The sequence below is a fragment of the Dactylosporangium sp. NPDC049742 genome (assembly GCF_040674675.1).
GTDB classification, from domain to species: domain Bacteria; phylum Actinomycetota; class Actinomycetes; order Mycobacteriales; family Micromonosporaceae; genus Dactylosporangium; species Dactylosporangium maewongense.
The window spans coordinates 1-18,049 of the sequence record NZ_JBFANF010000046.1; the positions used below are offsets into that span (position 1 = coordinate 1).

Consider the following 18,049-nt stretch of genomic DNA (forward strand, 5'->3'; position numbering starts at 1 on the left):
CCGGTGGACGCACCTCGCCGCCCGCGCGGGCGCCACGCCGATCACGCCGGCACCGGCGGCGCCCGCCATGGACCGGCGGGACGGGCCGATCGTCGCGGAACTGGCCGGGCTGTTCGGGTCGGCGCTCAACCTGCGCACCGCCCTGTCGACCCACGAGATCTCCTACCCCGGCGCGGCGGACACCCGCCCACCCGGGCAGCGGATCGCCCTCGGCGCGCTGCGGGTCCGCCTGGACCCGGGCACCGGGCTGCTGGAACTGTTCGACGCCGGCACCGGCCGCCGGGTGATCCCAGTCCACGCCGGCATGATGGCGGACCTGCTGCTGCCGCCCGCCGCGCGGCTGCTGCTCGCCGCGTTCGGCCCGGCGTACCTCGTCCACCCGGCCTGGCCGGTGCTGTGCCCGCTGCTGGACCCTGCGACGGTGACCACGCCGACGTTCCTGCCCCGGGTCGAGGTGGGCCGGGTCGTGCTGCAACGGGCCCGCTGGCTGGTGCCCGCCGCCGCGGTGCCCCGGCAACGCCCCGGCGACACCGGCGCCGGTCACCTGCGGCGGCTGCTGGCCTGGCAACGCGACATCGGCATCCCCCGCGCGTCCTTCGTGCGGCTGTGGGACCTGGAGCAGGCGTGGGGGCAGCGGGCGTTCACGAAGGCCCGCAAGCCCGTGTACGTCGACCTCGCCAACTGGTACGCCGTGCAGAACCTCGACCGGCTCCTCGCCGACTGGTCCGGGCTGGTCACGTTCGAAGAGCCGCTGCCGGCGCCGCAGGACACCGGCGGGCGGGTCACCGAGCTCATGTTCGAACTCACCGCGGCGGAGGGCACCGGATGAGCGGCCACGACTGGCTCAGCATCCACCTGTTCCAGCGCGGCGACCTCGACCCGCTGCTCACGGGTCTCGTGCCCGCGCTGCTGGACGAGCTGCGGGAGGAGAAGCTCGCCGAGGACGCGTTCTTCCTGCGGTACTGGGAAGGCGGCAACCACGTGCGGCTGCGCGTCCGTGCCCTGCCCGGCGGGTCGCGGCGCAGGCTCGCCGCCCACGTGGGCCGCCGGTGCCGCGACCACCTCGGCGGCTGCCCGGTCACCGGCGAGGACACCCAGGCCGCGTACGCGCACCGGGCGAGGCTCGCCGCCCGATGGGAGGGCCGCTCCAGCTACGCGCGCCGGCTGCGGCCGGAGAACACCGCCCACGTCGTGCCCTACCGGCGCGAGCATGAACGCTACGGCACGGGCGCGGCGATGGACGCCGTCGAGCGGCACTTCGTCGACTCCAGCCGGCTGGCGCTGCGGGTGCTGCCCAGAACACCGCCCGCCCAGCGGACCACGGTCGCCCTCTGCGCGATCCTGACCACCTGGCTGGTCTGCCAACCGGACCCGGCGGCGCTCGCGCCCCTGCTGCGGATCATGCCCGGCCCGGTGGATGGACCCGATGACGCGTTCGCGCGGCAACACGACCGGCTCATGGCGATCACCGGACAGGTGCGGCGGGTCATCGCGGACCCCGGCGCGCTGCCGGCAGGGCACGAGCTCGGCGGGTGGGCCACCTCGATGACCCGGCTGCGGGACAGCCTCACCGCGGAGCTGACGGCCGGCCGGTTCACGCCGCCCACCCGCGGCTGGGAAGGCACCGGCGCGAGCGGCAGCGGCGTGCTACCGGTCCTCGACATCTGCGCGCACCTGCTGTGCAACCGGCTCGGGCTCACCGTCGCGCAGGAGGCGTACGTGCGGCACCTGGCGGTGCGGGCCGTGTATCAGCTGGAGGCGGCGTGACCGGGTGGCACAGCGTCCACATCCACTACCACGACGACCCGCGCGACCTGCTGCTCGACGCCGTGCGGCCGCTCTTCGCGCAGCTCGCCCCGCACGCCGGCGCCTACTTCACGCCGCACTGGCGGCAGGGCCCGCACCTGCGGCTGCACCTGCACGCACCCGCCGACGTGTTCCGTGACGTGGTCTCCCCGCTGGTCCACGACCACATCGGCGGCTACCTGCGCGACCACCCGTCACCCACGGTCCTGGACCCGGCCACCGTGCTGGACAGCCACCGGCGCCTGGCCGAGCTCGAACAGGACCCCGGTCCGCTGCTGCCGTGGCCGGCGAACAACACCATCCTCGAGGCCCGCTACGACCGGCGGCTGCACATGCTCGGCAGCGTGCCGGCCGCCGACCTGCTCGCCGACTTCCACCTGCGTACCACCGGACTCGCCTTCGACGTGCTGCAGCTGCGCCGCCAGGGCCGCCAACTCCCGGCCGTCGCGTTCGACCTGCTGATCGCCACCGCCGAGGCGCTGTGCGGGGCCGACCTCAGCTGGAGCTTCGTGTCGTTCCGGTCCCACGCCGAGGCGTTCCTGTCCACCTGGCCCGAAGGCGCCGGGCTGCGCTCCGCGTGGGACGGCTACTTCGCGGCGAACGCGGACCGGCTCACCGCCCGTGCCGAGGCCGTCGCCGCCGCCGTCCACCGCGACGGCGACGCGCTGGCGCAACGCTGGGTCCGTGCCGTCGCCCCGTTCCGCGACCGGGCCGGCGCCCTCGTCGACGCCGGCATGATCGCCCTGGACCCGCCGCCGGAGGCCCGCGCCGAACACGCGGCGCTGAGCGCGCAGCTCGGCCAGGCCAGCGCCTTCCACGCGGCGACCGCCGACAGCCCCGAGTTCGAGGCGCACGTGCGCGACACCGTCTGGTTCGCCCAGCACCGCCTGATGCTCAACTACCTGTACCTGTTCCTCACCCGGGTCGGCCTGACCCCGTCGGAACGCTTCCTGCTGTGCCACGTGGCGGCGAACGCCGCCGAACGCCTGCACGGCGTGTCCGCCGTCGACACGGCCCGGCGCAGCCCGACCGGCGCCTCGATGGGGCGGCTCGTTCCCGGGCTGCGCCCGCCGTCCGGCGGGCCGGCCGAGCTCTCGGAGCGGCTCGCCCTGCGGCTCGGCGTGCACGGGGTCACCCGCGAAGACGGCCGGCACCACCTGGTGAGCTGGCCCCGGGCGGAGCCGCTCGGCGTGCTCGACGACGGCCAGCGGGCCGTGCTGTGGCGGCTGTCGGCCGGCGGCTGCGACCCGTCGGTGCTGCCCGAGATCGCCGCCGACCACGGCTCGCCCGCACCCGTCGACGGGCTCGTCGACCGGCTGCGCGAACGGGGCTGGCTGGCCGTCACGGTGCTGTCCGGCGGTGTCGCCCAGTACACGGTGGTCCCCAAGGGCAACTGGTGGCCGGTGCCGCCGGTGCAGCCGTCCGGGCCGCCGACCCTGTCCCGGTTCGCGGTGCTGCGCCGCGACCACAACGGCCTGCAGCTCACCTCACCGCGCTCGCCGGTCGTGATCCGGATCCACGCGCCGCAGGTCGCCGCCCTCCTCGCCGGCCCGCTCAACGCTGCCGGTGCCGGCGCTGCCGGCGACGCGCTGCCGGCCCGGCTCGTCGCCGACCTCGCCCGGGCGGGGCTGCTCGCCGGCGACACCGAGCGCTTCGCCGAGGCCCAGTGGAGCCCGCACGAGCTGTGGTTCCACGACAGCAGCCGCCAGTCGTACGAGCGCGCCGGCTCGACCCGGTTCTCCCACTTCGGCGCGACCCTGTGGGCCAAGGACCGGTTCCCGCCCCCGCCCGGCCGCCCGGCACCGCAGGGGACCCGCACCGTCGCGCTGCCGCGGCCCGACCTGACCCGGCTGCACGACAGCGACCCGACCCTCACCGCGGTCCTCGAGGGGCGCCGATCGATCCGCGTGTACGACGAATCCTCGCCGATCACCGTCGACCAGCTCGGCGAGCTGCTGTTCCGCTGCGCCCGGGTCCGCGCCACCGACGACAGTCAGGGCTGGGACACCTCCGACCGCCCGTACCCCGCCGGCGGCGCCATCCACGAGCTGGAGCTGTACCTCGTGGTCCGCGCCGCGGCCGGGCTGGAGCCGGGCATGTACCACTACGACGCCTACGAACACCAGCTCGAGACGCTCGACGCCACCGAAGCGCCCCGCCGGCGGCTGCTGCAGGCCGCCGCCCGCGCCATGGGCGCCGACCAGCCGCCCCAGGTGCTGATCGTCATCGCCGCCCGCTTCGGCCGGCTCATGTGGAAGTACGAGTCGATGGCCCTCGCCCTGACCCTGAAACACGTCGGCGTGCTCACCTCGACGCTGTACTCGGTCGCCACCGCGATGCGGCTGGCCCCGTGCGCCGTCGAGGCCGGTGACACCGACGCGTTCGCCCAGGCCACCGGCCACGACCGCCTGGTCGAGTCGAGCGTCGGCGAGTTCTGCCTGGGCTCCGCACCGTCCTCGCCGTCGTCATTGTCGTCTGAGGAGGCGCCGTGTACCTGATGATCGTCGCCTGGGACCTCGCCCGCTCCACACAGACAACCACGTCCCTGCGCGACTACCTGCGCGACTATGCCGTGGACGCGTTCACCGGCCTGGACGGCATGCTGGCCAAGTTCTGGTTCTCCAACGAACCCCGCCAGGTCTGGGGCGCCGTGTACCTGTGGACCTCCCTGGCCCACGCCGACCCGGCACACCTGCCGAGCCGTGCGGTCGAACTCATCGGCTACGAACCCACGTCGGTCAGCGTGTTCGCCCTGGAGGCCGTCGCACCCGGTGCCGACTGGTCGAAGCTCCTCGACGGTGGCGTCCTGCTCCCCTGACCCGACGGCCTGATCGCTGCCAACCTGCCCTCGGCCGAGTCACCGGCCCGGAGCGCGCTGAGTCGCCCGGATCCGACCTGCTGCGCCGGGAGGGCGACGTCGGCGCGGCGATGGCGATGCTGCGCCCGCTCGCCGAAGAGGGCCAGCTCGAGGCCGTGGAGCGGCTCGGAGCGTTGTTGGTCCGGCAGGGCGAGGCCGATGAGGTGCTCGCCATGGTGCGGCGTGCGCTGGCCGACCCCCTGTTCCACCCGATCGACGTGGCGGTCGAGTTGACCCGGGGAATGGGCCGCGACGAGGAGGTGATCGGCCTCCTGCGGCCGGTGGTCGACGCCGGGCGGGGGCTGGACTGTCTGCTGGCCTCCGTGCTGGAGCGCGACGGCCGCATGGCGGAGGCCGTCGCCGTGCAGTCGGCGTGCATTCGCCGCGGCCCGTACGCTGTCGAGGACGCTGAGCAGCTGGCCGACCTCCTTGCCCGCCACGACCCGGCGGCGCTCGCCGACCTCGCCGCGGGCGGTCGCGCGTTCGCCGTGCGTCGCTTGGCGCGGTGGCATGAGGAGCAGGGCCGGATCGACGACGCGGTGGCGGTGCTGGCGCCCCTCGCTGCGCGGCTGCGCCGGAAGAAGGAGCACGGCCTGGTCCACCATGCCGTGGCTTCGTGGCTCGGGCCCGTCACCGCCGCCGCGCTCAACCGGAACGCGGCGTGGCTGCTTGCCGACCTGCTGGCCCGGCACGGCCGGGTGGAGGAGGCGCTCGCGGTCCTGCGGCCGGCGGCCTCCGCCGACCCGGCCCTCGTCCGCCCGCTGTGCCTGATGCTGATCGGGCAGGGCCGGCCGGACGAGGCGCGGGCCGCCGTGGCCGAGATCGTCGCCGAGGGCCGGCCGGACCCGGTCACGCTGCGCCTGGAGTGGATCGAGGCGCTGGTCGCCTGCGGCCGCCACGAGCAGGCGATCGCCGAGCTGCGGGCGGACCCCGAGGCGGACGGCGGGTATGCCCGCGAGCGGCTTGCCGCTCTGCTGGCCTGTCACGGCGCTCCGGACGAGGCGATCGCCATGCTCGGCCCGGACCCGGTTGGAAACGACCGGTTGCTGCTCGCGAAGGCGTTGATCCGCGCGGGCCGGCCTCAGGACGCGATCGCGATGCTGCGCGCCAGGCCGGCGACGACCTGGGTGTGAGGCCGGGGCACCAGCACGGGGCCGGATGTGGCTGCCGTCAGCGCAGGACGTCGTCGAGGAAGTCGGCGCCGGCCTCGGTGAGGGTGCCGACCTCGACGGTGGCGCCGGTGAAGACGTGGCCGGCGCCGTCGACGGGGAGGACGTCGCAGCGGACGCCCTGGGCGCGCAGCGCCTCGGCGAAGCCGGTGGCCTCCTCGAACGGGACGGTCTCGTCGTCGGTGCCGTGGACGAGCAGGAACGGCGGCGCGGCGGGGTGGATGTTGTGCAGCGGGCTGGCGTGCCGGGCGAACGCCTGCCGCTCCGCCAGGGGGCCGCCGAGGAGGATCGCCGGGAACATGAACGGGTCGTCCTGGTCCGGGACCGTGGAGAGGTCGGCCGGGGCGTACCAGAGGATGACGGCCTGGATCGCGGTGTCGCCGGTGCCGGTGAGGGCCGCGACCGCGGCGATCTGGCCGCCGGCGGACTCGCCGAGCACGGCGAAGCGGGCCGGGTCGAGGCGCAGCGCGGCGGCGTGGTGGCGCAGCCAGCGGAGGGCAGCCTCGACGTCGGCCTGCTGCGCCGGGTAGGTGGCCTCGAGGGCGAGGCGGTAGTCGACGTCGGCGACGGCGTAGCCGCGGGCCACCATCCGCTCGTGGAACCGCTGGTCGACCGTCCACACGCGACTGCCGGTCATCCAGCCGCCGCCGTGGATCCACAGCACCACGGGAAACGGGCCGTCGCCGGGCGGCACGTGCAGGTCCAGGTGCAGCGGCCGGTACCCGAGCGGCGTGGAGACCACACAGTTGGCGTGGGTGAGCGTCTTGCGGGGTTCGGGCACGGGATGGAAGGTCACGGTGCCTACCCTACGAGAACGCGCGGCGGCGGCGCTGGCCCTACGAGAACACGCCGAGCGCCGCGGCGATGCCGACGGCGACGACCGCGCCGCCGGCGAGCTCGCGGCGCCAGGTCTGCTCGCGCTCCTCGCCCTCGCGGCCGAACAGCTCGGCGAGCGAGAACACCAGGCCCGGCAGGGACAGCAGGACGAAGCCGTTGACGATCCGCGCCGCCGGGTCGTCCAGCAGCCAGGCGAGGGCCAGGCCGGAGACGGTGCCGACGAGCATCATGAAGACCGTCTTGACGACGCGCTTCGGCAGGACGCGGAAGAGCCGCGGCTTGTTCGGGAACGCGTCCTCGTACACGCCGAGGACCTGCGGCACGAGGAACAGCGCGGCACCGGCCCACAGCTGCCACGGCATGCCCAGGAACGGGACGGCCACGAACACGAACAGCCCGGTGCGCAGCCCGATCGCGGCGAGCCGCTGCACCTTGCCGGGCTTCGGCAGCTTCTCCGGCCGGACGGCGCCGAGCCGCGCCGGATACGCCCAGCCGGCGACACCCTCCAGCACGATCCGCACGGCGATGGCGGCGAGCGCGGCGAGCGCGATCCGGTCCGCGGACCCGGCGATCGGCAGCTCGTGGCCGGCGAGGCCGTCCAGCGCGCCGATGCTCTTCTGCACGGCCCAGCCGCCGGTGAGCGACGCGATGAGCACGTCGCCGCCGCGGGTCCACCAGTCCAGCCCGCGCCGCGGCGGCGGCCGTCGGAAGGGGCGCACGACGCCGGCGAGCAGCGCGATCGCGAACCACAGCGCGGTCACGCCGAGCAGCAGGCGCAGCGTGTCGGTCGAGGTGACCCCGCCGGCGGCGACGACGACCGCGCCGAACGCGACGGCCGCGGCGAGCCCGGCGAACGCGTCGAAGCTGCCGAGCACGACGAGCGCCAGCATGAGCCCGGCGGACGGCAGCGGCGAGCCGTGGCCCTGCACGCCGGCGACGGCGCCGAGGACCGCGCCGGCCGCCGGCACCGCCCACCAGGCGCCGCCGAGCATCGCCCGCAGGTAGGAGCCGTCGGTGAGGATCCTGGCCAGCAGCGGCGACTTCGGCGCGACCCGCTGCGGCAGGTCCAGGCTGCGCCGGTCGAGCCAGCCGGTCGGCAGCAGCCGCCAGCTGGCCGACTTGTCGCCGCGGCCGCTGCCGTCCCACCGCTCCTTGAAGTGCTTGGACGAGCCGGAAGCGATCTTGCCTGCTTTGCGGGATTCGGCCTTGGTACGGACGGTGCCGCCGCCCGCGACGGCCACGCCGCCCGCGCCGGCGGTGATGGCGAGGAGCGTGAATCCGGCGACGGCGGTGTTGACGACCGCGTCCGCGTGCGCGGCGGGCAGGTACGCGGGGAACTGGGCAAGCACGTCGACGGCGGCCGGGAGGGCCGGCGCCGCGACCGCGGGCCGGTCGACGCCGGGCGGTGCGACGGGCGACGCCGTCGGCGCGGAGGGGGTGTCGGCGAGCAGCAGCCCGACGCTCAGCGACCGCTGCGCGCCACCGGCGGTGACGCCGTTGACCTGCAGCGCGTGCCGCCCCGTGGGCAGCGTCGCCGGCACCGGCAGCTCCGCCGACACTGTGCCGCGCTCGTCGGTGGTCACCTGCCCGATCAGCACCGGGTCGGAGAACAGCCACACGTCCGTGCGGGTCTTCGCGGCGAACCCCGTCATCGTCACCGACACGCGGTGCCCGCGGTCCACGACGAGGTTCCCGCCGGCGTCGAGCGGCTGCCGGGCGGAGTCCGCGCTGACCGCGGCGACGGAGGCGGTGAAGCCGCTGCCGGTGAGCGTGACGCCGCCCCCGGTCGCGGGCGCGAGCGTGACGGCCGCCGGTACACCATCCATTGTGGACATCGTGGCGTTGGGCCCGAGCGAGGGCCTGGATCCGGTCGCGGGGTCGGCCACCGGTGCCGGTGCGGGCTGGGTGACGGCCAGCGTCGCGACGACGGGTGCCGCGACCCAGTCGGGGTTGTCGAGCGTGGCCACGACCCGGTAGCTGCCCGGCGCCGCCGGAACCCGGGCGCGGGCGTCGTAGGTGACGGCGGTCCCGGTCAGCCCGGCCGGCGTCGTGCTCACCCGCACGGCCCGCGGGCCGCCGTCGGACACCTGCGAGAGCCCACCCACATGCAGCGTGGCGGTGCCGGGGGAGACCGGGACGGTGGCGGTCGCGGCGGTCGCCGGCAGGTGCGACTCGTCGCCCGGCTGGGCGGCGGTCACGGTGCAGGTGCCGGTGTGCGCGGGCGTCAGCGTGGTGCCGAGCGCGCAGGGGCCCGCGACGGTGACCTGGACGGGCAGCCCGGCGCTGGACGTGGCGGTGACGGCGCCGGCCGGGCCGCCGACGGTGAGCCGCCGCGGCGCGGTCAGGGTCACGGCCTGCACGGCGCGGGCGACCTCGACGGAGCGGACCACGGCGGGCGCCGCGAGCCGGTTCGCGTCGCCGTCCTGGTGCGCGGTGACGGCGCACCCGCCGCCCCGCACGAAGGCGAGCTCGCCGGCGCGCACCTCGCAGCCGCCGGTGGCGGTGAACCGGACCGGCAGCGCCGACGAGGCGGTGGCCCGCAGCGGGCGCGGCGCGTCGCCGAACGTCGCGGCGTCCAGGCCGGCGAAGTCGACGGTCTGCGCGGCCTTCGCGACCGTCAGCGTCGCGGTGAGCGTCCCCTGGTGGTGGGCGCCGTCGACGGTGGCGACGACCCGGTAGGTGCCGGCGGCGGTCGGCGGCGTCCTGGACCCGTCATAGGTGATGTCCACGGTACCGGCGGCGGACGGCTCGACGGTGGCGGTCACCGGCCGCGGCGCGCCGCTGTACACCTGCGACAACCCGCCGAGCGTGATCGTGGCGGCGCCCTTGGCCACGGCGAACGACCGCGTGACCGGCGCGGCGGCGAGGCGGTCGGCGTCGCCGGGCTGCGTCGCGGTGACCGTGCACTGGCCGGCGCCGGTGACCGACAGGGTCGCGCCGTCCACGGTGCAGGGGCCGCCGGTGTCGAACCGGACGGGCAGCCCGGCCCCGGTGGACGCGGTGAGGAGGACGGGGCCGGCGCCGTACCTGCGGCCGGTGAGCTCCGGGAACGCGATGGTCTGCGGCGCCTTGGCGACCACGAGCGTGCCCGAGGCGGTGCCGGTGTGCGTCGCCGACGTGTATGTCGCCCGCACCGCGTAGCTGCCGGCGTGCGCCGGGGCGGTGGCGGCGCCGTCGTAGGTGACGGACATCGTGCCGGTGCCGGGGTCAGGGTCGGCGGACGCGGTGACGGCGCGCCCGGTGCCGTCGTAGGTCTGGGCGAGCCCGGCGAGGGCCACCGACACGGGCGCCTTGGCCACCTGGAAGACCCGGGTCACGGGCGGCGCCGCGGTGTACGTGCCGTCGCCGGCCTGGCTCGCGGTGAGCGCGCAGGCGCCGGCGGCGGTGACGGTCACGGTGTCCCCCGACACGGTGCACGCGCCGGCGGCGGTGAGGGTGACGGGCAGCCCGGACGACGCGGCCGCGCCGGCGGCGAACGGCGCCACCCCGTAGACGACGTCGCCCGGTGCCGGGAAGTCGATGGTCTGCGCGCCGGGCGCGCTCGGCTGCCCGCCGCGGACCCGGTGCACGTACCGTCCGCCGGACCTGTGCACCAACCCGGTGCCGGTGTTGGCGTCGACCAGGGCGCCGGCGACCCCCGAGCCCGGGTACACGTACGTGAAGGTGCCGTTGGAGTAGCCGGCGGTCAGCCCGCCGGCCGGCTCGTACGCCAGCCGGTCGTAGTTCATGACGATGTCGAAGTTCCCGGCGCCGGTGTCGGACCGGTCGACGAGGATCAGCTGCGAGCTGTTGAGCCGGTCCGAGCCGTTGTTGTAGTAGCCGACGTCGACCCAGTTCACGCAGTAGGCGGGCCGCCCGGCCCCACCCCGAGGCCGATGCCGAGGAGCACCGCCTGCGTCGCGAGCAGGACCAGCGCCAGGAAACGGTCTCGACGGGTCATAGGCGCCGTATCGGCACGCTGCCCCGCCCGCTTGATCGCCGGCCGGTTGCGCTCCTGGTGCCGCGCGGTTGCCATCACCGGGCGACGATCCGCAGGACCCGCTCACCCGCGCGGGGTGATGATCATCGGCGGCCCGCATCCGACGCTGGCGCAGTGAGTCTGAGCGATTTCGAGCGGGAGCGCCTGTTGACGGATGCACTCATGTACGAGGGGCAACAGCACTGGCTGCACTACCGGCACATCGAGCAGGAGCGCAACCAGTTCCTGGGGTACTTCTTCACGCTGCTCGTCGCGATCGTCGGGTTCTTCGTGGCGATCAGCGCGCAGATGGCGAACTGGGAGGACGTCGCGGTCGGGGTTTCCTCCATGGCCTGGGCGCTGGGCCTGGTCAGCCTGCTGATCCTCGCCAGCGTGCGGAAGTTCGGCGCGGCGCTGCGGGCGTACGACCGGGACATCGCCCGCATCCGGGCGTCCCTGTTCGCCGCCGCCGACGGGAAGCGGACCCATCTGGCGACGGACCGGGTCACCGTGGGGGGCGGGGTACGGCCCACGACGCTGCACCGGATGTTCGATCCCCAGTTCACGGCGGAGGCGATCGTCGGCACGACCATCGCCGTGGCGTTCGGTGTGCAGGTCGTCGTGGCGGCCGGCACCCTGCTGTCCGACTCCTTCACGGTCACGCAGCAGGCGTTCGCGTGCGGCCTCGTGCTCGCCAGCGTCGCCGGCGCCGTGGCCGCGGTCCGGCTCTGGATGCAGCCCGCGGAGACCTACCAGGCAGGTCGGGGGTGTGACGGCGGAAACATGTTCGAAACGCGGACGTACAACGGGTGAAACGCATTGCCGCGACGCTGCATGCCACGCGATCAACGGCGATCACGGACCGCACCCGAAGAGAGAGGGTCCGTCGATGCCGGAGGGGTTCAGCTCGGGCGACACCGCCTGGTTGCTGGTGAGCGCGGCGCTGGTGCTGCTGATGGTGCCGGGCCTGGCGCTGTTCTACGGCGGCATGGTGCGCATCAAGAGCGCCCTCAACATGCTCATGATGTCGTTCGCCTGCCTCGCCGTCGTCACCGTCGTGTGGGTCGTCGCCGGCTACTCGCTCGCGTTCGGCAAGGACACCGCCGGCGGCCTCATCGGGTCCCTCGAGCACGTGGGCATGGCCGGGATCGGCCCCACCGACCTCACCGGCTCGGTGCCGACCATGGCGTTCGCCGGGTTCCAGCTGATGTTCGCCATCATCACCGCGGCACTGCTGAGCGGGGCGATCGCCGACCGCGCCAAGTTCGGCGCGTGGGTGGGGTTCGTCGCGCTGTGGGTGCTGCTGGTGTACGTCCCGATCGCGCACTGGGTGTTCGGCGGCGGCTGGATCGCCACCCACCTGCGCATCCTTGACCTGGCCGGCGGCACCGTCGTGGAGGTCAACTCCGGTGCGTCCGCGCTCGCCCTCGCCCTGGTGCTCGGGCCGCGGCTGGGCTTCCGCACCGAGGCGATGCGGCCGCACAGCCTCCCGCTGGTGATCCTCGGGGCCGGGCTGCTGTGGTTCGGCTGGTTCGGGTTCAACGCCGGCTCCGCGCTGACCACCGGCGGCGTCGCCTCGACCGCGTTCCTCAACACGCAGGTCGCCGGCGCCGCCGCGGTCGGCGGTTGGCTGATCGTCGAACGCTGGCGCGACGGGCACCCGACCACCCTCGGCGCGGCCTCGGGCGCGGTCGCCGGCCTGGTCGGGATCACGCCGTCGTGCGGCTCCGTCAACCCGCTCGGCGCCCTCGTCATCGGCGCCGTCGCCGGCGTGGCCTGCTGCTACGCCGTCGGTCTCAAGTACAAGCTGGGCTACGACGACTCGCTCGACGTCGTCGGGGTGCACGGCGTAGGCGGCCTCATCGGCACGGTGCTCATCGGGGTCCTCGCGACCGCGGTGGTCACCGGCGGCGAGGACGGCCTCGTGTTCGGCGGCGGCGCCGGTCTGCTCGGCCGGCAGGCGCTCGCGGTGCTGGTCGTCGCCGTCTACGCGTTCGGCGCCACCTGGCTCGTCGCGAAGGCCGTCGACCGCACCGTCGGCTTCCGGGTCGCCCCGGAGCACGAGCGTGGCGGTCTCGACCTGGTCATCCACGCCGAGAGCGCCTACGAGCAGCACCCCACCACCGGCGGTCGGATCAGCCACCTCGCGTAGCTGCGGGGTCCATCGCGCCGCGCGGAGCCCGCAAGCTCCGCGCGGCGTTGGCCGTCCACTGTGGATGGCCGGGCGGTTCAGCGGCCGCGGCTGTCGATGAGCATGCCGACGCCGTCGAGGATGCGGGCGAGGCCGAAGTCGAGCGCCTGATCCTGCCCCCCGGTCGTCCGGATCGAGGCGAGGGCGGCGGTCACCGCCGGGAACCGGTCCTCCCGCCCGGCGAGCACGGCCTGCATCGGCCCGCCCAGCTCGCTCTCCAGCCCGTCCGGCGCGGACGCCGCGGACATCTGCTGAGCCAGGTTGCGGACGTGGCCGCTGAGCGTGGCCGCCACGTCGAGCATCTCGCCGCCGTGCAGCCCGGTGCCGGTCAGGGCGGCGACCGCGCGCTCCAGCCAGGTCAGCTCGCAGGGGCCGAGCACGCGCGCGCCCACGGCGGCCTCCAGCGTCCACGGGTGCTCGCAGAACCGCGCGAACAGCGCCTTCGCCCAGGCGTCGAGGGTCTCCCGCCAGCCCGCGCCCGGCACCGGGTCCGGCGGCGCGCCGACGGCGGCGTCGAGCATCAGGGCCACCAGCTCGGTCTTGCCGGGGACGTACCGGTACAGCGCCATCTTCGTCACGCCCAGGCTCTCGGCGACGCGCTGCATCGTGGTCGCCGCCAGCCCGTCGGCGTCGGCGGCGGCGATCCCCGCACCGGCGATGGCCGCCAGCGTCAGCGTCGGCCGCGGCCCCCGCCGGGGCGGCTCCGCCGGCTCCCACAGCAGCGTCACCAGATCTCGCATGGTTGCCTTCCTCTCGAAACTGTGTCTAGCATACTCTGTATCCGACGGACACAGTTTGGAGAATGCCATGTCCACCACCGCACTTCGTTCTCTCCGTGTGCTCGTCAGCGGTGCCGGGGTCGCCGGGCCCGCCCTGGCGCTCCGCCTCGCCGAGCACGGCGCCCAGGTCACCGTCGTGGAGGTCGCACCCCGGCTGCGCAGCAGCGGCTTCGCCGTCGACTTCCGCGGCCCGACCCACCTGGCCGTCCTGGAGCGGCTCGGTGTCCTGGCCGAGCTGCGCGCACGCCAGACCCACGGCGGCGCCATGACCTGCGTCGACGAGGACAACCGGGAGATCTTCACGCTGCCCGCCGCGTTCGCCGGGGGTGACCTGGAGGTGTTCCGGCGAGACCTGTCGCGCGTCCTGCACGACCGCGCCGCGGACCGGGTCGAGTACCTGTTCGGCGACACCGTCACCGGCCTGGACGACACCGGATCGGAGGTGCGGGTCCAGTTCCGGGCGGCCGGCACCCGGGCCTTCGACCTCGTCGTCGGGGCCGACGGCATGCACTCGGCCGTGCGCCGGCTCGTGTTCGGTCCCGAGCAGGACTTCGTCCACCGGCTCGGCTACCACATCGCCGGATGGGAACTGCCGAACACGTTCGGGGCGCCGGCCGGCGCGAGCCGCTACTTCACCGTGCCCGGCCGGACGGCGAGCATCTCGGCCGACCCGCACGACCCCTCGCGCGCCACCGCCCTGGTCGTCTTCCGCACCGGCGACGAACGCGACGTCGACTGGCACGACCAGGACGCGCAGAAGAAGCTCGTCGCGCACGTGTTCGCCGGCCTGCCCTGGCACGTGCCGGCCCTGCTCGACACGCTGCCGGATGCTCCTGACCTGTACTTCGACGCGATCGCCCGGGTCAGTGTCCCGAGCTGGACGCGCGGGCGGGTCGCGCTGCTCGGCGACGCCGCCTGGGGTGTCACCCTCGGCGGCATGGGCGTGGGGACGGGCCTCGTCGGCGCCCACGTCCTCGCCGGTGAGCTCGCCGCCGCCCGGGGCGAGCACCGGACCGCGCTCGCCGCCTACGAGCAGCGCATGCGGGCATACGCGGGGCGGTGGCAGAAGGGCGCCAACCCCGGCCGGTTCCTGGCACCCGCCACCGGCTGGGGGCTCGCCCTGCGCAACCGGCTCTTCGCCACCAGACCGGTGCAGCGGTCCATGGTCGCCGGCACGAAACGCCTGGCCACCGACGCCGCCCTCCCCACCTACCCGTGACGTTACGGCTCGCCGCGGGCGGGTAGTGCGGCGCCGGAACCCACGCAGCCCTGGAGGCAGGACATGGTGGATGCTGAGCCGGCGTTCCGGCCGGTGCGCCCGCGGGACGGATTCCCGGCGCTGGAGGATCTCGGTCTGATCGGGGACGGCGCGACCGCCGCGCTCGTCGGGCTCGACGGCGGCGTCGTCTGGCTGTGCGTGCCCGGGTTCGACGCGGAGCCGCTGTTCTGCGGGCTGCTGGACCGCACCCGCGGCGGGCGCTTCGAGGTGGCGCCGGACGGTGTGGTCGAGGCGCGGCAGCGGTACCTGGGCGACACCGGCGTCCTCGTGACCGAGCTGCGGACCGCGACCGGGCTGGTGCGGCTGACCGACGCCCTCGCCCTGCGCTCCGGCGCGGACCTCGCCGACGACACCCCGGCCGACCGGGGTGAGCTGGTGCGGCTCGTCGAGGTGCTGGACGGCACCGCCGAGGTGCGGGTCGACCTGGAGCCGCACGGCGGCGCCATCGCCCGGGCCGCGCTCGGCGGGCTGGAGATCCAGGCGGCGCTGCTGCCCGGCGTGCGGCTGCATCTGCGGTCCAGCCACCCGCTCAACGGCGGGCTGCGCAACCGGTACACCATGCGCGGCGGCGACCGGATGGAGCTGGTGCTGTCGTGGGGGCGGGTCCACCGCCACCACCGCCTCGACGCCGGCGAGAGCCTCGAACAGACGGCCGCGGCGTGGCGGCGCTGGATGACCGGCTTCGACTACGCCGGGCCGCAGGAGGCGCTGGTCCGCCGGGCCGCCGTCACGCTCAAGCTCTGCGACCACTGGGTCAACGGCTCGATCGTGGCGGCGCCGACGTCCTCGCTGCCGGCGCCGGTCGGCGGCGTGCGCAACTGGGACTACCGGTACACCTGGATCCGCGACGCCGCGTTCGCCGTCTTCGCGATGCGCCGCATCGGCTTCGGCGGGGAGGCCGACGCGTTCCTCGGCTGGGTCCTGGACGCGTTCGAGCAGAGCCGCCGGCCGAGGATCATGTACACGCCGGCCGGCGGGCCCGTGCCCGACGAACGGGTCGACCCGGGCCTGCGCGGCTACCGCGACTCCGCGCCGGTCCGCTGGGGCAACGGCGCCGCCGACCAGCGCCAGCACGACGTCTACGGCGAGATCCTCGACTGCGCCGACCAGTGGTCCCGGGCCGGCGGCCGGGTCGAGCCCGGGCTCTGGGACGGGCTCGCCGGCCTCGCCGACGCCGCCGCACGCACGTGGCGGCAGCCCGACCAGGGCATCTGGGAGGTCCGCAGCCAAGGGCACGTCTTCACCTACTCCGCCGCCATGTGTCAGGTGGCGCTCGACCGGGCGGTCGCCATGGCCGAGCGGCTCGACCTGCCCGGACCGGCGCCGCGGTGGCGGGCGACCGCGAAGGAGATCCGCCGCGCGATCGTCGAGGACGCGTGGGACGACCGCGCGCAGACCCTCACCGAGCACCTCGGCGACGGCGGCGGAGTCGACGCGAGCCTGCTCGCCCTGCCGCTGCGGGGAGTGATCCCGGCCGATCACCCGCGGATGGTGGCGACCACCAAGGCCGTCGCCGAACGGCTCGGCGCCGGCGGTGGGCTGCTGCACCGGTACCGCCACGACGAGTCCCCCGACGGGATCCCCGGCGACGAGGGCGCGTTCCTGCTGTGCAGCTTCTGGCTCGTCGACAACCTCACCGGCCAGGGCCGCCTGGAGGAAGCCTCGGCGCTCTACGCGTCGCTGTGCGACCGGGCCAGCCCGCTCGGGCTGCTGCCCGAGCAGATCGACCCGGCGACCGGCGAGTTCGCCGGCAACTTCCCGCAGGCGTTCAGCCACATCGGCGTGATCGCCAGCGGGGTCAACCTTTCCCGAGCCATGGCGGGAGTCTCGTGATGCTAGGTGAGCTCGTGATCCTCGGCGCGACCGGCGACCTGACCGCGCGGTTCCTGCTGCCGGCCCTCGCCGCGCTGCGCGCCGGCGGGCACCTCGGCGACGGGTTCCGGGTCACCTGCGTCGGCCGGGAGGACTGGACCGGCGACGCCTTCCACGCGTGGGCGGCCGAGCAGCTCGACCGGCACGCCCCCGACATCCCGCCGGACCGCAGGCGCGAGGTGGTGGCCGCCTCCCGGTACCACCGGGCCGACGTCACCGACGCCCACGCCCTCGCCCCCGTGATCCCGCACGACCGGCCCGTCGCCGCGTACCTCGCGCTGCCGCCGTCCATCTTCGCGGCCACGGTGTCGGCGCTGCACGCGGCCGGGACCGCGAACGGCAGCACCGTCGTGCTGGAGAAGCCGTTCGGCGAGAGCCTCGACGACGCCATCGAGCTCAACCGGCTGTTGTCGCGGCTGTACCCCGAGCGCAGCATCTTCCGCGTCGACCACTTCCTGGCGATGGGCACGGTCCTCAACCTGCTCGGGGTCCGGCTCGCCAACCGGGTCCTCGAACCGCTCTGGAGCAGCGCCCACATCGAGCGCGTCGACATCGTCTGGGACGAGTCCCTCGCCCTGGAAGGCCGGGCCGGCTACTACGACGGCGTCGGCGCACTCAAGGACATGCTGCAGAACCACCTGCTGCAGCTGCTGTGCCTGGTCGCGATGGAGCCGCCGATCAGCCTCGGCGACCGGGACCTGCGCGACCGCAAGATGGACGTCCTGCGCTCGATCCGCCCGCTGACCCTGCACGACGCCGCCGAACGGTCGCGGCGGGCCCGGTACACCGCCGGCGGGGGAGTGCCCGCCTACGTCGACGAGCCGGGCGTCGACCCGATGCACCGCACCGAGACGTTCGCGGAGCTGCGGCTGGAGATCGACAACTGGCGGTGGCGCGACACGACCTTCCGGCTGCGGACCGGCAAGGCCATGCGCACCAACCGGCAGGAGGTCGCGGTCCACTTCCGGCCCGTGCCGCACCTGCCGTTCGCCGGCGACGTCCAGGCGGTGCCCAACGTGCTGCGCTTCGGCCTCGAGCCGGAGTCCGTGTCGCTGCACCTGACCGGCACCACGACCAGCGGCGACGTGCTCACCCCGCTCACGCTCGCCGCCACGCCCGCGCCCGCGCACCTGCCGCCGTACGGGCGGCTGCTGCTCGACGTGCTCAACCGCGACCCGGCGCTGTCGATCCGCGCCGACGAGGCCGAGCAGTCGTGGCGGGTGGTCACGCCCGTGCTGGAGGCCTGGGCCAAGGACCTCGTGCCGCTGTCGGAGTACCCGGCCTTCTCCGGGGAGGTGTGA

Annotated in this window: 13 protein-coding genes; 10 read left to right on the forward strand and 3 right to left on the reverse strand. The window is 74.9% G+C overall.

Annotated features, from left to right (window positions below):
• From AB0J72_RS40245 to AB0J72_RS40265, 5 genes are all read left to right on the forward strand, one after another.
• Positions 1–829 (forward strand): lantibiotic dehydratase (locus AB0J72_RS40245; protein WP_363409020.1); only part of this gene is annotated, 829 nt, incomplete at its 5' end.
• Complete coding sequence (locus tag AB0J72_RS40250; RefSeq protein ID WP_363409023.1) at positions 826–1,767, forward strand: lantibiotic dehydratase C-terminal domain-containing protein; 942 nt, start codon at positions 826–828, stop codon at positions 1,765–1,767. The genes AB0J72_RS40245 and AB0J72_RS40250, both read left to right, overlap by 4 nt.
• Entirely contained in the window at positions 1,764–4,304 is a 2,541-nt protein-coding gene (locus AB0J72_RS40255) for a thiopeptide maturation pyridine synthase (protein ID WP_363409026.1), read from the forward strand. Before AB0J72_RS40250 ends, AB0J72_RS40255 begins: the two co-directional genes overlap by 4 nt.
• Positions 4,295–4,624 (forward strand): hypothetical protein, encoded by a 330-nt coding sequence (locus tag AB0J72_RS40260; protein ID WP_363409029.1) that lies wholly within the window; start codon positions 4,295–4,297, stop codon positions 4,622–4,624. Before AB0J72_RS40255 ends, AB0J72_RS40260 begins: the two co-directional genes overlap by 10 nt.
• A gap of 110 nt (positions 4,625–4,734) precedes the next feature.
• A complete protein-coding gene (locus AB0J72_RS40265; protein WP_363409032.1) occupies positions 4,735–5,796 on the forward strand; it encodes a tetratricopeptide repeat protein in 1,062 nt (353 codons plus the stop codon).
• A gap of 37 nt (positions 5,797–5,833) precedes the next feature.
• Here the strand turns inward: AB0J72_RS40265 and AB0J72_RS40270 are convergent, their stop codons facing one another.
• Both AB0J72_RS40270 and AB0J72_RS40275 read right to left on the reverse strand, forming a co-directional pair.
• On the reverse strand, positions 5,834–6,628 hold the full coding sequence (locus AB0J72_RS40270; RefSeq protein WP_363409035.1) for an alpha/beta hydrolase: 795 nt from the start codon (positions 6,626–6,628) through the stop codon (positions 5,834–5,836).
• A gap of 40 nt (positions 6,629–6,668) precedes the next feature.
• Positions 6,669–10,508, reverse strand: a complete 3,840-nt coding sequence (locus tag AB0J72_RS40275; RefSeq protein ID WP_363409037.1) for an MBG domain-containing protein — start codon at positions 10,506–10,508, stop codon at positions 6,669–6,671.
• 254 nt (positions 10,509–10,762) lie between these two features.
• Between AB0J72_RS40275 and AB0J72_RS40280 the strand changes: the two genes are divergently transcribed.
• Both AB0J72_RS40280 and AB0J72_RS40285 read left to right on the forward strand, forming a co-directional pair.
• On the forward strand, positions 10,763–11,440 hold the full coding sequence (locus tag AB0J72_RS40280) for a hypothetical protein (RefSeq protein WP_363409040.1): 678 nt from the start codon (positions 10,763–10,765) through the stop codon (positions 11,438–11,440).
• Between the two features lie 76 nt (positions 11,441–11,516).
• Positions 11,517–12,779, forward strand: coding sequence for an ammonium transporter (locus tag AB0J72_RS40285; RefSeq protein WP_363409043.1), 1,263 nt, complete (start codon positions 11,517–11,519; stop codon positions 12,777–12,779).
• Positions 12,780–12,856: 77 nt separating this feature from the next.
• On the opposite strand, the gene AB0J72_RS40290 is transcribed toward AB0J72_RS40285, so the two are convergent.
• Positions 12,857–13,558: a TetR/AcrR family transcriptional regulator gene (locus tag AB0J72_RS40290; RefSeq protein WP_363409046.1), complete on the reverse strand. Its 702-nt coding sequence runs from the start codon at positions 13,556–13,558 to the stop codon at positions 12,857–12,859.
• Between the two features lie 67 nt (positions 13,559–13,625).
• Between AB0J72_RS40290 and AB0J72_RS40295 the strand changes: the two genes are divergently transcribed.
• From AB0J72_RS40295 to AB0J72_RS40305, 3 genes are all read left to right on the forward strand, one after another.
• Positions 13,626–14,816, forward strand: coding sequence for an FAD-dependent monooxygenase (locus tag AB0J72_RS40295; RefSeq protein WP_363409049.1), 1,191 nt, complete (start codon positions 13,626–13,628; stop codon positions 14,814–14,816).
• A 63-nt stretch (positions 14,817–14,879) separates the two neighbouring features.
• Entirely contained in the window at positions 14,880–16,709 is a 1,830-nt protein-coding gene (locus tag AB0J72_RS40300) for a glycoside hydrolase family 15 protein (RefSeq protein ID WP_363409052.1), read from the forward strand.
• A complete protein-coding gene (locus tag AB0J72_RS40305; RefSeq protein ID WP_363409055.1) occupies positions 16,709–18,049 on the forward strand; it encodes a glucose-6-phosphate dehydrogenase in 1,341 nt (446 codons plus the stop codon). Before AB0J72_RS40300 ends, AB0J72_RS40305 begins: the two co-directional genes overlap by 1 nt.

Coding starts and splice junctions, on each gene's coding strand:
- AB0J72_RS40265 (WP_363409032.1), top strand. CDS start 4,735: ATGGCGATGCTGCGCCCGCTCGCCGAAGAGGGCCAGCTCGAGGCCGTG.
- AB0J72_RS40285 (WP_363409043.1), top strand. CDS start 11,517: ATGCCGGAGGGGTTCAGCTCGGGCGACACCGCCTGGTTGCTGGTGAGC.
- AB0J72_RS40295 (WP_363409049.1), top strand. CDS start 13,626: ATGTCCACCACCGCACTTCGTTCTCTCCGTGTGCTCGTCAGCGGTGCC.
- AB0J72_RS40250 (WP_363409023.1), top strand. CDS start 826: ATGAGCGGCCACGACTGGCTCAGCATCCACCTGTTCCAGCGCGGCGAC.
- AB0J72_RS40300 (WP_363409052.1), top strand. CDS start 14,880: ATGGTGGATGCTGAGCCGGCGTTCCGGCCGGTGCGCCCGCGGGACGGA.
- AB0J72_RS40305 (WP_363409055.1), top strand. CDS start 16,709: ATGCTAGGTGAGCTCGTGATCCTCGGCGCGACCGGCGACCTGACCGCG.
- AB0J72_RS40290 (WP_363409046.1), bottom strand. CDS start 13,558: ATGCGAGATCTGGTGACGCTGCTGTGGGAGCCGGCGGAGCCGCCCCGG.